Below are 14,273 nucleotides of genomic sequence, written 5' to 3' on the forward strand. Positions count from 1 at the left end.
CGGCCGTCAGGCCTTGCTGGTGAAGGCGGGCAGGTAACCGCCGGACTGTCCGGCGGCCGTGGGGTGGTACGACTCGCCGATGTTGAGCCAGTTCAGGCTGTGCAGCCACGCGTCGCCGGAGCAGATCTCGTGTCCGGTGAAGGTGGACGCGACCGGGGCGAAGGTGAAGCCGTGGTCGGCGGCGCGCTTGGCGATGGCGGCGTTGAGGTAGTCGGACGCGCCGTTGATGGCGCCGCGTTCGCCCTCGGTGAGGCCGGTGACGCAGTTTCCGTTCAGCTTGTAGAAGCGGGGATAGCCGAGGACGACCACGTGGGCGCCGGGGGCCCGGCTGTGGATGGCGTTGTAGACCTGGTCGAGCTGGCCGGGAAGGGTGGAGTCCACGTACGCCTTCGCCTGGTTGACGCGGCCCACGCAGGTGGATTCGGACTGGAGCACACAGGTCGTCATCACGTCGGCGAATCCGGCGTCGTTGCCGCCGATGGTGATGCTGACGAGGTCGGTGCCGGAGTTGAGGGGGGCGAGCTGGCCGGAGAGGACGTCACCCGTACGGGCGCCCGAGCAGGCGGCGAAGGAGAAGGTCTGGGGGGAGTGGGCGGCGGCCCAGAGGGCCGGGTAGGCGCGGGTGGTGCGCTTGCAGTCGCCGCTGGCGCCGTCGTAGTTGCCGGCGCCGACGCCGGAGGAGTACGAGTCGCCGAGGGCCACGTAGCCGAAGTCGGCCTGGGCGGCGGCCGCCTGGCCGGCTCCGAGGAGGGCGGCTCCGGCGGCGAGGAGCAGGGAGGAGGCGAGGGCTGCGGCGCGCGACAGTGTGATGCTCATGGATGCGGCTCCTTGTGGGGGTTACTCCTGAGTCCGTGGTACAAGCAGCCGCGCCTCTGTGGAAGTGTCCATGCCAAGAATGTTCGGGGCAGGGTCGAGCCGGAATCTTCACGCCCACGGCGTTTGAAGGGGGAACGCGGCCACCCGATCCGGCGAAACACGGGTGCATGAGGGCACATCGTGCCGGATCATGGGCGCCATGCCAGCAGACCCGCAGGACGCGCTGCCGATTCGCCTGAACGTGGACGACAGTGACTCACCGTCGGATGTCGTCGACGCCCTGTTCCTCGGCCGGTTCGCGACCGGCGAGCAGCCGTACGCGCAGAGCGTGACGATCGACCGGGTGAAGCCGGAGGCGACACTGCTGCCGCCGCGCGCGACGGTGCTCCGCTCGGCGCGCGACACCGACCGCAGCGCCACCCTCGCCCAGGGCGAGGGCTGGACCCTGCTCGTGTCCCGCTGGAGCCGGGGCGCCGACGTCACCGTCACCGCCGTCAGCGACGAACTCGCCGCGGGCGTCCTCGAGGAGGCCACGCAGGGGGCGCAGGACGAGCCCGAGCCGCAGCCCGACAACGTCACGATGGGCTTCTGGTACGTCTCCCCCCGCCGCGGCCCGTACCGCACGACCCGGCAGATCTCCGCGGGGACGTGGGAGGAGGTGCGGCCCAACTACACCGCGCCGGTGGCATCGGCGATGGACCGGCTGATGAAGGTCACGCCGGACGACATCGCGGGGCGGCTGCTGCTGCTCCACGGCCCGCCCGGCACGGGGAAGACCTCGGCGCTGCGCACACTGGCCCGGTCCTGGCGGGACTGGTGCCAGGTGGACTGCGTCCTGGACCCGGAGCGGCTGTTCAACGACGTGGGCTACCTGATGGACATCGCGATCGGGGAGGACGAGGGTTCCGCGAAGGGGCGCTGGCGGCTGCTGCTGCTGGAGGACTGCGACGAGCTGATCCGCGGCGAGGCCCGGCACACCGCCGGGCAGGCGCTGTCCCGGCTGCTGAACCTGACGGACGGCCTGCTGGGCCAGGGCCGCAACGTGCTGGTCGGCGTGACCACCAACGAGGACCTGGAACGGCTCCACCCCGCGGTGGTGCGCCCGGGGCGCTGTCTGGCGCGCATCGAGGTCGGCCCGCTGACCCGGCCGGAGGCGGTGGAGTGGCTCGGCACGTCGGAGGGGATCGCCCGCGAGGGCGCGACCCTGGCGGAGCTCTTCGCCCTGCGCCGCGGCACGGGCCCGGCGGCGGTCCTCCCCCTCCAGCCGCACGACTCCGAGGCGGGCCTGTACCTCTAGACGGTCTCTTCCGGCCGAGGACGGCCTACGCCGCGGCGTAGCGGGCGCGCAGGGCGGTGGTCGCGGCTTCGAGGGCTTCGGCCTCGGTCAGGCCGAGCCGGTGGGCACGTTCCGCGTACGCCTGGGCGGCCTGTGCCGCCTCCCGCGACGAGCCCTCGGCGGCGGCGACGAACGTGCCGTTGCGGCCCCGCGTCTCGATCACCCCGTCGGCCTCCAGCGCCCGGTAGGCCTTGGCCACCGTGTTGGCGGCCAGGCCCAGTTCCTCCGCCAGTCCCCGGACCGTCGGCAGCTTGTAGCCCGCCGGGAGCTTCCCGGTCCTGGCCCGGTCCGCGATCTGTGCGCGCAGCTGCTCGTACGAGGCGGCCGAGCCGGCCGAGCCGTCGATCCTGATCCTGAGGCTGGTCGAGGTCACGCGGCCGATTGTGCCCCATCAATGCGCGGGCGAGGAACGAGTGCGCGACCGTAACGTCGGCCCCATGACCGTTCCCGTTGTGATCCGCGACCTGCGGCCCGGCGACCCCTCGGACGCGGAGGCCGTCGTACGGGTGCGCCGCGCCGCGCTGCCCTTCGTGGTGACCACCGCCGCCGGCGTGGCCCACGAACTGGCCTCGGCCCCCGCCGCCGCCAGGCACTACCGGCTGCTCCTCGCCGAGACCCCGGACGGCCGGGCGGCCGGCACCGCGCAGGTCGGCCTCGCCCACGAGAACACCGGGCCCGGGCAGTCGTTCGTCAACGTGTACGTCGACCCCGCGCGGCGCGGTCTCGGCGCCGGGACCGCGCTGCTGCGCACGGCGGAGGAACACCTCGTGGCGCGGGGCGCCGTGGACGCGTACGCCTGGGTCCTCGACGAGCCCGCCCACCGCGCCTTCGCCGAGCGCCGCGGCTACCGGCCCGGCCGCTCCGCGCACTTCCTGCGCCTGGACCTGGCGGCCGCCGCCCTGCCGCCGCTGCCCCGCGTCCTTCCCGCCGGGGTGGAACTGCTCCCCGGCTCCGCCTTCGACACCGACCCGCGCCCGCTGTTCGAGGCCGACGCCGAGGTGAGCGCCGACGAGCCGGGCGACCTGCCGGCCCTGCTGGACGACTACCGGGCCTGGCTGGACGGGATCTGGCACGACCCGGCCCTGGACCACGCGCTGACCACGGTCGTCCTGGTCGACGGTGCGGTCGCCGCCTTCACGGCCGCCCGGACCGACGGCGCCGCCCGCTACGCCTCGGCGATGACCGGCACCCTGCGCGCCCACCGCGGCCGCGGCCTGGCCACGCTGGCCAAGACCGACTCCCTGCACCGCGCCCGCGCGGCCGGCTACCGGGAGGCCTTCACCGGCAACGACACCGGGAACGACCCGATGCTCGCCGTCAACGCCCGCTTCGGGTACCGGATCTGCGCGACCGAGACGCGCTTCACGAAGAAAGTGGGAGGCACGCGATGACCACGGCATGGACCGTCACCCTGACCAAGGGCGGCCGCACGAAGATCAGCTATCCGGCGGTGCAGGTTGCCGACGACGGCGACCGCATCTCGGTGCGCGCCCCCTGGGCGGCCGAGGGCGTACGGGACTTCGGGTTCGTGCGCTTCGAGCCGGGCGACGTGTTCGTCGAGCACTTCTGGCGGACGCGCTGGTTCGCGGTCAAGGAGGTGTGGAGCGGCGCGGGCGTCCTGAAGGGCTGGTACTGCGACGTGACCCGCCCGGCGCTGGTCCGCGAAGGCGAGATCCTCGTCGACGACCTGGACCTGGACCTGTGGGTGCCCGCGGACGGCGGGCCCGCGCTGCGCCTGGACGAGGACGAGTTCGCGGCGAGCGGCCTCGCCACCTCCGACCCGGAGGCCGCCGCCCGGGCCGTCCGCGCGCTCGACACCCTGGACGCCCAGGCGCGGTCGGCCCGGGGCCTGGCGGCGCTGCTCGGCTGAGGGCGGATCCCGTCGGGGCGCGGCGGGAGGCCGCCTTCCTGAGGGGGCTCTTACCGCCGCCTTAAAGGGACCCTAAGGATCGTCCGCGAGGGCCCGGAGCGGGCCCGGCGGACCGGGCGGCGGGCTAGCTTGACGGGGCCGGGGAGGGATCCGGGCACTGTCGGGGCCCCCGGTTCGGGGGCCGGCGGCGGGCCGGCCGGTTCCGTCCTGCGGCGTGCCCCTGCCGTGTGCCCGAAGGAGATCCACCCATGCCCGTGTCCCGTCGTCGCAGCGCCGTCCGTATCGCCTCCGCCGGTCTCGCCCCGCTCGCGGTGGCCGCGTACGCCGCCGGGCCCGCGGTGGCCCACGGTTCGATGACGGACCCGGTCAGCCGGGTGGCGGCCTGCTACGCGGAGGGGCCGGAATCGCCGAAGTCGGCGGCGTGCAAGGCCGCCGTGGCGACGAGCGGGGTGCAGGCGTTCTACGACTGGAACGCGGTGAACATCGCCAACGCCGCCGGGCAGAGCAGGAAGCTGATCCCGGACGGTCAGCTGTGCTCGGCGGGCAACGGCAAGTACAAGGGGCTGGACCTGGCGCGCGCGGACTGGCCGGCCAGCCCGATGACGGCCGGCGCGCACACCTTCCGCTACAAGGGCACCGCCCCGCACAAGGGCTCCTTCGAGCTGTACGTGACGAGGGACGGCTACGACCCCTCGAAGCCGCTGAAGTGGTCCGACCTGGAGCCCGCGCCCTTCGTGAAGGTCACGGACCCCGGCATGCAGAACGGCGACTACGTCTTCAGCGGGACCGTCCCGAAGAAGACGGGCCGTCACCTCGTCTACAGCATCTGGCAGCGCTCGGACAGCCCGGAGGCCTTCTACACCTGCTCGGACGTGGTGTTCGGCAAGGACGGTGCGGCGGCCGGCGGTAGTACGGGGGCCACCCCGGGCGGCGCCGCACCGGGCGCGAAGCCCTCGGCCGCGCCGGGCGCGAAGCCCTCGGGGTCGCCCGCCGCCCCGGCGGCCGACGGGGGCGGCGCCCCGCCGGCCAAGGCTCCGACGGACCAGCAGATCTCCGACGGCGCCGGGAAGTCCTCCGTGGAGCACGGCGGCCACGGCGACAACGACCCGAAGACGAACGGCTCGACGGGCGGCTCGCCGCTCCCCTCCGTGGTCTCCTCGCCCTCCCCGGCCGGGTTCACGGGGGACAACCTCGCGGAGACGGGCGGCAACGGCGCCACCCCGGCGCTCGCCATCGCCGGGGCCGGAGCGCTGGCGGCGGGTGCGGCCGTGCTGTTCGCGCTGGCCCGCCGCCGGACCGCGGCGGGCCGGCACGGCCGCTGACCGGCGGACCGGCGGACCGGACCGCCCGCGCGTCAGTCGAAGACCGACGCGCAGGTGGTCCGTTCGGCGTGCGCCGGGTCGAGGGCGTTGAGCGCCTCGTGCCAGGCGATCCGGTCGGTGAGCCCGATCGTGACGTGCTCGGAGAGGTCCACCGCGCACAGGTCCTGGAGCAGGACGTTGCGCACGTTCGGCCCGTCGAGGAACTGGCTGCGGTAGGGGGTGACGACCTCGTCGTACCGGGTGGCGATCACGGTGTACTTCACGCCGGGGACGGTGTCGCCGCCCGCGTTCAGCTTGTTCTGGAACGGGGAGCCGATGATCTGGTCGGCCAGTCCGGGGGTGGCGGCGCTGATCAGGTCCTGGGCGCCGGGGAAGTACGGGAGCAGTTGGGTCAGCCCGGACAGGGTGGTGCCGTGGTTGTCCGGGGCGATCCCGACGAGCGCGTTGACCTTGGCGGCGCCGCCGAGGAACTTGAGGTAGTAGCGCGGCATCATGCCGCCCTGGGAGTGGCCGACGAGGTCGGCCTTGGCGGTGCCGGTGGAGGCGAGCACCTTGTCGACGAAGACCTGGAGCTGGCCGGCCGACGCGTCGATGGGGCCGAGGCCGTTGAAGAGCGGCACTCCGGGGAGCTGTCCGTAGTCGAGGGAGTAGACGCAGTACCCGCGGTGCACCAGGTACGGGGCGAAGCCCAGCCAGTTGTCCACGGAGTTGCCGAAGGTGCCGTGGACGAGGACGACGGGGCGCGGGTGCGCGGCGGAGGGTTTGCAGGACCAGTCGTTCCAGCCGCTGCTGGGGCGGGACGCGGCCTGTGCGGCGCCGGTGGGGGCGACGAGGGCCGCGGCGGCGAGGGTGAGGACGGCCAGCGGGCGGAGCAGGCGTCTCCAGGGCAGCATCGTGTGATCTCCTTGCGGGTCAAGGGGAATGCGTGGGGGTTCGTCCCGTGATCCGGATCACAAGGGGGGCTGCTGCCCGCTAAATTACGGGCGGGTAGCAAGACTGGGAAGTTACGCGTCGGTAAAAACTGTCGTGTCGAGTCCCGCTCCAGCCTTCCTCGGGAACAATGGGCGCCCCCGAATCCGGACTTGAGGTGATCGAGGCCGTGCAGCAGCCCCCCGGCGCCGGTACCGCCCTGGCCGCTCCCGCCCTCCTGACGGCCGACCCGCTGGTCTCGGCCGTCACGCGGACCGCGGTACGGGTCCTGCGGCCGGAGGCCGAGCACACGGCCGCGGCCGGGGTGCCGCGTACGCACCTGGACGCGCTCGCCGCGTGCGGCGCGTACGGGCTGACCGGATACGAACCGGACCCGGCGGGCGGGCTCACGGCCCGTCAGGTGGGCCGGGAAGTGCACGAGGTGCTGGCGGCCGTGGACCCGTCGACGTGGTTCGTCTGGACGCAGCACATCCCGGCCGTCAAGGGGCTGCTGGCGGCGCGGGGCCCGGCCGGTGCCGCCCTGCGCGCCGCCCGGCTGCCCGCGCTGCTCGGCGGTGAGCGGCGCGCCACGGCGGGTTTCGCCTTCCTGCGCCATCCGCGTCCGGCGGTCACGGCGGAGCGGGTGTCCGGCGGATGGCGGCTGACGGGCCGGGTGCCGTGGGTGACGGGCTGGGGCCTGGCGGACGCCCTGTACGTGGGGGCGCTCACCCCGGCCGACGAGGCGCTGTTCGCCCTGCTGGACTGTGCTCCCGGCAGCGGCCTGAGCGGCTCCGAGGGGGCCCCGCTGTGGGCGATGGGCGGTACGCACACGGCCGCGGTCGAGCTGCGCGGGGTACGGGTGCCCGATGCCCGGGTGGTCGGGCGGTTGCCGCGGGCCGACTGGATCCGGGCGTACGACCTGGAGAACGCCGACGCCCAGCCGGCCGTCTTCGGGCAGCTCCGCGCCACCGCGGACTTCCTGCTCCACTCGCCCCCGTACGAGGAACTCGGCCTGCGGCTCGCGCGGAAGGCGGCCCGGCTGCGTGCCGGGGCCTACGGCCTGCGGGACCGGCTCCCGTCAGGGGAGGGCACCGCGGAGCGGCTCGCCCTGCGGGCGGCGTCCCTGGACCTGGCGGTGCGGGCGGCCGCGGCGTGCGTGGCCGTGGCCGGCGGCCGGGCGGTGCAGTTCGGGCACACCGCGGGGCGGCTGTCCCGGGAGGCGCAGTTCCACCTGATCCAGGCCCAGACCACCCCCCTGCGCACGGCGACGGCCCACCGCCTGCTCCCCGACCTGGACACCTGACCGGGGCGAGCGAGCCGAAGGGGCGCGCCGGGGGAACGCCCCGTCCGCGCGCAGGAAACCGCGAGGAACGAGCGGTTTCCGAGCACGGACGGGGCGTGAGCCCGGCATCGGCGCCCCGGAGGCGAGGGAGCCCCAAAAAATCAGCGCCCCGGAGGCGAGGGAGCCCCCAGGAAGGCAGCCGCTGGGCGGACGGTTCCGGGGCCGAAGCGGGTGTTGGCGCGGTCCATGGCGGCTTCGGCGGTGAGGCGGGCTTCGCGGGCGGGGTCGAGGGAGAGCTGGCGGCTCGTGCCGGCCGCGCCGGTGAGGTCCTCCGCGCGCAGCACCATGCCGGTGAGCCGGGCCCGTTGCAGGCCGGCGGCGTCCATGAGGCGGTAGGCGAGGGTGCGCAGGTCCTCGTCGTGCCCGGAGGCTTCGGGCAGCCGCCGGGACTTCTCCCAGCGGGTGCCGCCCGCGAACTGGAGGGTCAGGGACAGGGAGCGGGCGGCCTGGCGGCGGCCGCGCAGCCCGGCGCCGAGCCGGACGACGAGGTCCAGGAGGGCGGCGCGGGCGTGCGGGCCGTCGAGTTCGTGCCGGGTGAAGCCGGTCCGGACGGCGGCCGAGGGCGGCAGGTCGCGCGGGGTGACCGGGCGGGGGTCGATGCCGCGGGCGCGTTCGGCGACGACCCGGCCGGCGCGTTTGCCGAGGATCCGTTCCAGGACGCCGGGCGGGACCCGGGTGAGGGCTCCGACGGTGCGCAGTCCGTAGCCGCGCAGGGCGTCGGCCTGGCGGGGGCCGAGCCCGTACAGCGCCTCCACGGGCAGCGGGTCGAGGAAGCCGGCCGCCTCGTCCTCGGGGACGGCGAGGATGCCGCCGGGTCCGGGGATCCGGGCGGAGGCCATGGCGGCCAGGGCCCAGGTGCCCGCGACGCCGATGCGGACGTCGGTGCCGAGCCGGGCCACGGCGCGCAGCCGGACGACCTCGGCGATGCGGGCGGGGTCGGCGCCGAAGTACCGCTGGGCGCCCCGGACCTGGACGAGGGCGGCGCGCGGTGGCAGGGCCTGGACGAGCGGGGAGAACTCGCGCAGCAGGTCGAGGACGTCGCGGTAGCCCTCGGGGGTGAGGGCGGGGGCGCAGCGGACGTGCAGGACTCCCGTTCCGAAGCGGTTCATCCGGCGCTCCCGGGACTGGAGTGCCACAGCTTGCGGCCGGTGGCGGCGCCCTCCCCGGGCGGCTGGAGGTCGGCCCACGGGTTCATCTCGTAGCCGGTGGGGAGGTGGATGCGACGGCCGTGGCCGGCGGGCCCGGCTCCGTCCGGCCCGGCGCTGTCCGGCGCGGGTCCGGCCGCCGGGGGTTCCGTGAGGCGGGCGGTGACGGCGGCGAGGCCGCTGCGGTCGCGCAGTTCGGCGAGTTCGGCGAGGTTCCAGGCGGCCGCTCCGACGACGCTCAGGCTCTGCGGACCGCGCCGCTGCACGACGCCCCGTACCAGGAGCAGGAAGGAGTGGAAGACGGTGTGGGCGCACGCCTCCTGGCTGTCGTCGAAGAAGGCCAGGTCGACGAGGCCGGTGCCGTCGTCGAGGGTGGTGAAGATGACCCGCCTGCCGGATCGGATCGGCGGGGTCTGGGTGGCCGCCTTGGCGCCGGCGACGAGGACGGTCCGGCCGTGCGGGGCGTCGCGCAGGCGGCGGGCCGGGACGACGCCGAGTTCGGTGAGGAAGGCGTGGTGGTCCCCCATGAGGTGGCGGGAGGCGTCCATGCCGAGGACGCCGAGTTCGGCGCTGAGGCGTTCGGCGTCGGAGAGGTCGGGCAGGCCGACGGGGGCGGTGGAGCGGCCGCCGCCCAGCGGCAGCTGGGTTCCGCCCGGGGAGCCGCCCCGGGTCCCGGCGGCGCGCTGGGCGCCGTGCAGTTCGCTGACGTGCAGGAGCAGGTCCCGGCGGTTGGCGCCGAAGGCGTCCAGCGCGCCGACCTGGGCGAGGCGTTCGGCGACCGGCCTGCCCGGGTGGGCCCGGTCCCAGAAGTCGCGGAGCGAGGTGTAGGGCTGTCCGTCCTCGATGCGCAGGGCCTCGGCCCCGCTGATGCCGTGGACGTCGGCGAGGGCGAGCCGCAGGCCCCACCGCTCCGTGTCGTCGGACACCAGTTCGATGCGATGGGCGACCGCCGAGCGGTTCACGTCCAGCGGCAGCACCGGCACGCCCCGGCGCCGGGCGTCGGCCAGCAGCAGCCGCTTGGGGTACATCCCGGGGTCGTGGGTGAGCAGACCGGCGTAGAAGGCGGCCGGGTGGTGGGCCTTGAGCCAGGCCGACTGGTACGTGGGCACGGCGAAGGCCACGGCGTGCGCCTTGCAGAAGCCGTAGCTGCCGAAGGCCTCGACGATCTCCCAGGTCCGGGCGATGACCTCCGCCGCGTAGCCGCGGGCGGCCGCCGTCGCCGCGAACCAGACCTTGATCCGGCCCTGGGAGTCCGGGTCGGAGAGTCCGCGCCGGACCCGGTCGGCCTCGTCCCGGCCGCAGCCGGTCATGACGTGCACGATCTCGATGATCTGCTCGTGGAAGACGACGACGCCGTAGGTCTCTCGCAGCGCGTCGGCGAGGTCGGGGTGCGGGAAGCGGACGGGGGCCCGCCCGTGCCGGGCCTCGATGAAGGGGCGCACCATGTCGGCGGCCACCGGGCCGGGCCGGAAGAGGGAGATGTCGACGACGAGGTCGTGGAAGGTGGCGGGCTGGAGCCGTCCCACCAGGTCGCGCTGGCCCGGGGATTCGATCTGGAAGCAGCCCAGCGTCTCGGCGGAGCGGATCAGTTCGTACGTCGGCCCGTCGCCCGGCGGCACCTGCGCCGGGTCGTCCAGGTCGAGCGCGCGTCCCGTCGCCCGCCGGACCTCGGCGACCGCGTGGGCCATCGCGGACTGCATCCGTACGCCCAGGACGTCGAGTTTGAGCAGTCCGAGGTCTTCCACGTCCTCCTTGTCGAACTGGGACATGGGGAAGCCCTCGCCGCTGGTGGGGACCACCGGGGTGCGGGCGAGCAGGGTGGCGTCCGAGAGCAGGACCCCGCACGGGTGCATGGCGGTGCCGCGCGGCAGTGCGTCCAGGGACTCGACGAGGTCCCACATCCGCTCGTACGCCTCCCCCCGCACGTCCTCGCGCACGCCGCGCAGTTCGGGCAGTTCCGCCAGCGCGGCGCGGGCGTCGCGGGCGCGGATGTGCGGGAACGCCTTGGCGAGGCGGTCGACGGTGGCGGGGTCCATGGCGAGGGCGGCGCCGACGTCGCGGACGGCGTGGCGGACCCGGTAGGTCTCGGGCATGGCGACGGTGGCGACGCGTTCGGCGCCGAAGCGGGCGATGATCCGCCGGTAGACCTCCAGCCGGCGGGCGGACTCCACGTCGATGTCGATGTCGGGCAGCACGCGGCGGCGCTTGGACAGGAAGCGTTCCATCAGCAGCCCGTTGGCGACGGGGTCGGCGTGCGCGATGCCGAGGAGGTGGTTGACGAGGGAGCCGGCGCCGGAGCCGCGGGCGGCCACCCGGATGCCCATCTCCCGTACGTCGTCCACGACCTGGGCGACCGTCAGGAAGTACGAGGCGTAGCCGTGGTGGGCGATGACGTCGAGCTCGTCGTGCATCCGCGTCCAGTACGCGGGGTCGCCGGCGTGGCCGCGCAGCACCATGCCCGCCGTGGCCCGGGAGGTCAGGACCCGCTGGGCGGTGCGGTGGGCGGCGCCGACGAGGCGGGCCTCGGGGAAGTGCACGGAGCCGATGCCGAGGTCGTCCTCGGGGTCGACGGAGCAGGCCTCGGCGGTCTCCCGGGTGCGCGCGAGCAGGCGGCGGGCGTCGGCGGGGCGCAGTCCGGCGGCCTCGGCGATCCGGTCGGCGGCCTCGGCCATGCGGCGGGGGTCCTTGAGCCAGCGTTCGCCGCCGTCGAGGGGGCCCCTGGGGTCGACGGGGACCAGCCGGCGGGCGGCGTCGAGGACGTCGGCGACCGGGCCCTGGCCGGGGTCGGCGTAGCGGACGGCGTTGGTGAGGACGGCCGTCACCCCCTGGTCGGCGGCGAAGCCGACGGTGCGGGCGGCCAGCCGCAGGGAGCCGGGGCCGGTGCCGGTGCGGCCGTGGTGGACGGCCTCCAGCCGCAGGGCGTCCCCGTAGAGCTCCCGCCAGGGCGCGAGCAGCCGGGCCGCCCGGTCGGGGCGTCCGGCGGCGAGCGCCCGGCCCACTTCGGAGCCGGGGCCGAGCAGGACGAACACCCCGTCGCCGCCCAGGGCCTCCCAGGGCACCACCGGGGACCCGCCGCCGGTCCGGGCCGGGCCGCCGCCCGTACCCGGTCGGAAGCCGGAGCCGGGGCCGGGGCCGTCGCCGTCGCCGGAAGAGGGGACGGAGCCGCCGTCGAAGCCCGGGGCGAGGTCACCGCCGCCCGCGTGCGCGGCGGTGACCATCCGGCACAGCCGGGCCCATCCGGCGGCCCCGTCGCGGGCCAGGAAGACGGCGCGGGGGGCGGACTCGTCGACGAAGGCCCCGCCCCTGACCGGGACCCGCCTGCGGTAGGAGGCCTCGCCGGCGCCGGACGCGGCGGACGCCTTCCCGGCCCCGTCGGGCGACCCGGCGGGAGGTACGGCGAGGTCCACTCCGAACAGGGGCCGGATCCCGGCCTTCGCGGCGGCCTTGGCGAACCGGACCGCGCCGGCGAGGGTGTCGCGGTCGGTCAGGGCGAGGGCGTCCATGCCCCGCTCGACGGCGCGCTGCGCCAGCCGCTCGGGGTGGGAGGCTCCGTACCGTACGGAGAACCCCGAAACGGTGTGCAGATGCGTAAAACCAGGCACCCGCGGCCCTCCTGCTTCGCTCGGATCAACACCTCCCCCGCCTCCACCATAGAGCAATTCGAATACCCGTGCGAAACACTTGTTCGATCATCCATTCGGTCCTCCCCTGCTGCGCCCGGCCCCCGCCGCGCCGAGCGTGAGGGCATGACCCAGCCCACCGAGAGCACCCCCGCGGGCCCGTCCGGCGGATTCCTCACCGAGGTCAAGGACGCCGTGACCGCCCGGGCAGCCCTGCTGGTCCTGGGCGTCCTGGCCCTCCAGCTGGCCTTCATCACCTCCTACATCGGGGCCTTCCACCATCCGAAGCCGCACGAGATCTCCCTCGCGGTGAGCTCCCCGGCCGACCAGGTCACCCAGCAGACGGTGCGGCAGCTGGGCGCCCTGCCCGGCAAACCGCTCGCCCCCCGCGCGGTGGAGAACGAGGTCGCCGCCGTCACCCGGATCCAGAACCGGGAGGCCGACGGGGCGCTGGTCATCGACCCGGCCGGCACGACCGACCGGCTGCTCGTCGCGGGCGGCGCCGGAGCCTCCCTCTCGCAGGCCCTGGAAGAGATCGTCGGCGCGGTCGAGAAGGCCCAGGGGCGCAGCGTCCGCGTCGTCGACGTGGCCCCCGCCGCCCGGGGCGACGGCCGCGGCCTGAGCTCCTTCTACCTGGTCGTCGGCTGGTGCGTGGGCGGCTACCTGTGCGCCGCGATCCTCGCGATCAGCGCCGGGGCCCGGCCCGCCAACATCCACCGCGCCGTCATCCGGCTCGGCGCGCTCCTCGTGTACTCCCTCGTCGCGGGGCTGCTCGGCGCGGTCATCGCGGGCCCGGTGCTGGACGCGCTGCCCGGCTCCCTCATGGCCCTGTGGGGCCTGGGCTCCCTGGTCGTCTTCGCCGTCGGCGCGATCACCCTGGCCTTCCAGGGGCTGGCGGGCGTCGTCGGGATCGGCCTGGCCATCCTGCTGGTCGTGGTGTTCGGCAACCCGAGCGCGGGCGGCGCCTACCCGTACCCGCTGCTGCCGCCGTTCTGGAGCGCGATCGGTCCGGCCCTGCCGCCGGGCGCCGGCACCTACGCCGCCCGCTCCATCGCCTACTTCCACGGCAACGGCGCCCGCGGGCCGATGCTCGTCCTGGCCGCCTGGGCGGTGGGCGGCGCCGCCGTCACCCTGGCCTGCTCGGTCGTGCGCAGGGGCCGGCCGGGGGCGGCCGTGGGCAGCGGGCTGTCCGACGGCGATCCGGCCGTCCCCCGCTTCGCGGGCGGCGGCGAGGACCCTGTGCGGTGAACAACCCCGTCCTGCGCAACCGTCAGGGGCCCGCCGAACAGGCCGTCTCCGTCAAGCGGATGGAGCCGAGCGCGCAGGCTCAGCTGGGTGCGCTCGGCCTCACCGGCTTCATCGTGGTCACCGTCATCGCCACCGGCATCGACGCGGGGATCTTCCCGGAGGAGCTCGGCCACTCGGTGCTGCCGCTGGTCGGCTTCTTCATCGGCGGACTGGCCCAGCTGCTGGCCGGGCTGTTCCAGGCACAGCGCGGCGACACCTGGCACGCCACCGTCTTCGGCGGCTTCGGGCTGTTCTGGATGGCGAAGGCCTGCCTGCTCCAGTGGGTGCTGCCGGCCACCGATCCGGCGCTGCGCGGGGACGTCAGCGGCCTGTTCACGCTGCCCTGGGTGTTCGTGGTGTTCGTGCTGTGGCTGGGCAGCTGGCGCATCCACCTGGTGCTGCTGTCCACCTTCACCTGCGTGCTGGTGGTGTTCGTCGCGATGACGGTCAGCGGGTTCACCGGCTCGACGCTCTGGAACCGGATCACCGGCTGGAGCGGTCTGCTGGCCGCGCTGGGGGCGACGTACCTGCTGGCCGGGCAGATCATGGCCAGCACCTGGGGGCGCCAGGTGCTCCCGATGGGCCGCTTCCTGGCGCCCGAGGAGCACCCCGAGGCGTGAGCACCG

Annotated in this window: 12 protein-coding genes; 7 read left to right on the top strand and 5 right to left on the bottom strand. The window is 75.0% G+C overall.

Going from position 1 to position 14,273, the window contains the following annotated elements; genetic code table 11:
• Window positions 1-6: 6 nt before the first annotated feature.
• The gene (locus ACGFXC_RS19830) at window positions 7-816 is read right to left on the bottom strand and encodes an SGNH/GDSL hydrolase family protein (protein WP_393714441.1); all 810 of its coding nucleotides are present in this window, start codon (window positions 814-816) and stop codon (window positions 7-9) included.
• Window positions 817-1,015: 199 nt separating this feature from the next.
• Between ACGFXC_RS19830 and ACGFXC_RS19835 the strand changes: the two genes are divergently transcribed.
• Window positions 1,016-2,113 carry a DUF5925 domain-containing protein gene (locus ACGFXC_RS19835; protein WP_393714443.1) on the top strand — a complete coding sequence of 366 codons (1,098 nt, stop codon included), beginning with the start codon at window positions 1,016-1,018 and terminating at the stop codon, window positions 2,111-2,113.
• 25 nt (window positions 2,114-2,138) lie between these two features.
• Here ACGFXC_RS19835 and ACGFXC_RS19840 read toward each other — a convergent pair whose 3' ends face one another.
• On the bottom strand, window positions 2,139-2,525 hold the full coding sequence (locus ACGFXC_RS19840) for a GntR family transcriptional regulator (RefSeq protein WP_393714445.1): 387 nt from the start codon (window positions 2,523-2,525) through the stop codon (window positions 2,139-2,141).
• 64 nt (window positions 2,526-2,589) lie between these two features.
• Between ACGFXC_RS19840 and ACGFXC_RS19845 the strand changes: the two genes are divergently transcribed.
• The 3 genes from ACGFXC_RS19845 (at window position 2,590) to ACGFXC_RS19855 (ending at window position 5,344) form a co-directional block, all read left to right on the top strand.
• Window positions 2,590-3,543 (top strand): GNAT family N-acetyltransferase, encoded by a 954-nt coding sequence (locus ACGFXC_RS19845; protein ID WP_393714447.1) that lies wholly within the window; start codon window positions 2,590-2,592, stop codon window positions 3,541-3,543.
• Window positions 3,540-4,022 carry a DUF402 domain-containing protein gene (locus ACGFXC_RS19850; protein ID WP_393714449.1) on the top strand — a complete coding sequence of 161 codons (483 nt, stop codon included), beginning with the start codon at window positions 3,540-3,542 and terminating at the stop codon, window positions 4,020-4,022. Before ACGFXC_RS19845 ends, ACGFXC_RS19850 begins: the two co-directional genes overlap by 4 nt.
• A 254-nt stretch (window positions 4,023-4,276) precedes the next feature.
• Window positions 4,277-5,344, top strand: a complete 1,068-nt coding sequence (locus ACGFXC_RS19855) for a lytic polysaccharide monooxygenase (protein ID WP_393714601.1) — start codon at window positions 4,277-4,279, stop codon at window positions 5,342-5,344.
• A gap of 32 nt (window positions 5,345-5,376) precedes the next feature.
• Here ACGFXC_RS19855 and ACGFXC_RS19860 read toward each other — a convergent pair whose 3' ends face one another.
• The gene (locus ACGFXC_RS19860; protein WP_393714450.1) at window positions 5,377-6,237 is read right to left on the bottom strand and encodes an esterase/lipase family protein; all 861 of its coding nucleotides are present in this window, start codon (window positions 6,235-6,237) and stop codon (window positions 5,377-5,379) included.
• A gap of 206 nt (window positions 6,238-6,443) precedes the next feature.
• Here ACGFXC_RS19860 and ACGFXC_RS19865 point away from each other — a divergent pair, with 206 nt between their 5' ends.
• Complete coding sequence (locus ACGFXC_RS19865) at window positions 6,444-7,556, top strand: acyl-CoA dehydrogenase (protein ID WP_393714452.1); 1,113 nt, start codon at window positions 6,444-6,446, stop codon at window positions 7,554-7,556.
• Between the two features lie 140 nt (window positions 7,557-7,696).
• Here the strand turns inward: ACGFXC_RS19865 and ACGFXC_RS19870 are convergent, their stop codons facing one another.
• Both ACGFXC_RS19870 and ACGFXC_RS19875 read right to left on the bottom strand, forming a co-directional pair.
• Complete coding sequence (locus ACGFXC_RS19870; protein WP_393714454.1) at window positions 7,697-8,704, bottom strand: hypothetical protein; 1,008 nt, start codon at window positions 8,702-8,704, stop codon at window positions 7,697-7,699.
• Window positions 8,701-12,342 (bottom strand): DNA polymerase III subunit alpha, encoded by a 3,642-nt coding sequence (locus tag ACGFXC_RS19875; RefSeq protein WP_393714456.1) that lies wholly within the window; start codon window positions 12,340-12,342, stop codon window positions 8,701-8,703. The genes ACGFXC_RS19870 and ACGFXC_RS19875 overlap by 4 nt, the downstream gene beginning before the upstream one ends.
• Before the next feature lie 144 nt (window positions 12,343-12,486).
• On the opposite strand from ACGFXC_RS19875, the gene ACGFXC_RS19880 reads away from it, so the two are divergent.
• Window positions 12,487-13,608 carry a DUF3533 domain-containing protein gene (locus tag ACGFXC_RS19880; RefSeq protein WP_393714458.1) on the top strand — a complete coding sequence of 374 codons (1,122 nt, stop codon included), beginning with the start codon at window positions 12,487-12,489 and terminating at the stop codon, window positions 13,606-13,608.
• Window positions 13,605-14,267: an acetate uptake transporter gene (locus ACGFXC_RS19885; RefSeq protein ID WP_393714460.1), complete on the top strand. Its 663-nt coding sequence runs from the start codon at window positions 13,605-13,607 to the stop codon at window positions 14,265-14,267. Before ACGFXC_RS19880 ends, ACGFXC_RS19885 begins: the two co-directional genes overlap by 4 nt.
• Window positions 14,268-14,273: the final 6 nt, after the last annotated feature.

It is taken from the genome of Streptomyces sp. NPDC048507 (assembly GCF_043199995.1).
Classification (GTDB): Bacteria; Actinomycetota; Actinomycetes; order Streptomycetales; family Streptomycetaceae; genus Streptomyces.

Bases quoted from the DNA above. Each gene is read 5' to 3' on its own strand.
- ACGFXC_RS19835 (WP_393714443.1), top strand. From the start codon at position 1,016: ATGCCAGCAGACCCGCAGGACGCGCTGCCGATTCGCCTGAACGTGGAC.
- ACGFXC_RS19830 (WP_393714441.1), bottom strand. From the start codon at position 816: ATGAGCATCACACTGTCGCGCGCCGCAGCCCTCGCCTCCTCCCTGCTC.
- ACGFXC_RS19870 (WP_393714454.1), bottom strand. From the start codon at position 8,704: ATGAACCGCTTCGGAACGGGAGTCCTGCACGTCCGCTGCGCCCCCGCC.
- ACGFXC_RS19880 (WP_393714458.1), top strand. From the start codon at position 12,487: ATGACCCAGCCCACCGAGAGCACCCCCGCGGGCCCGTCCGGCGGATTC.
- ACGFXC_RS19850 (WP_393714449.1), top strand. From the start codon at position 3,540: ATGACCACGGCATGGACCGTCACCCTGACCAAGGGCGGCCGCACGAAG.
- ACGFXC_RS19860 (WP_393714450.1), bottom strand. From the start codon at position 6,237: ATGCTGCCCTGGAGACGCCTGCTCCGCCCGCTGGCCGTCCTCACCCTC.
- ACGFXC_RS19845 (WP_393714447.1), top strand. From the start codon at position 2,590: ATGACCGTTCCCGTTGTGATCCGCGACCTGCGGCCCGGCGACCCCTCG.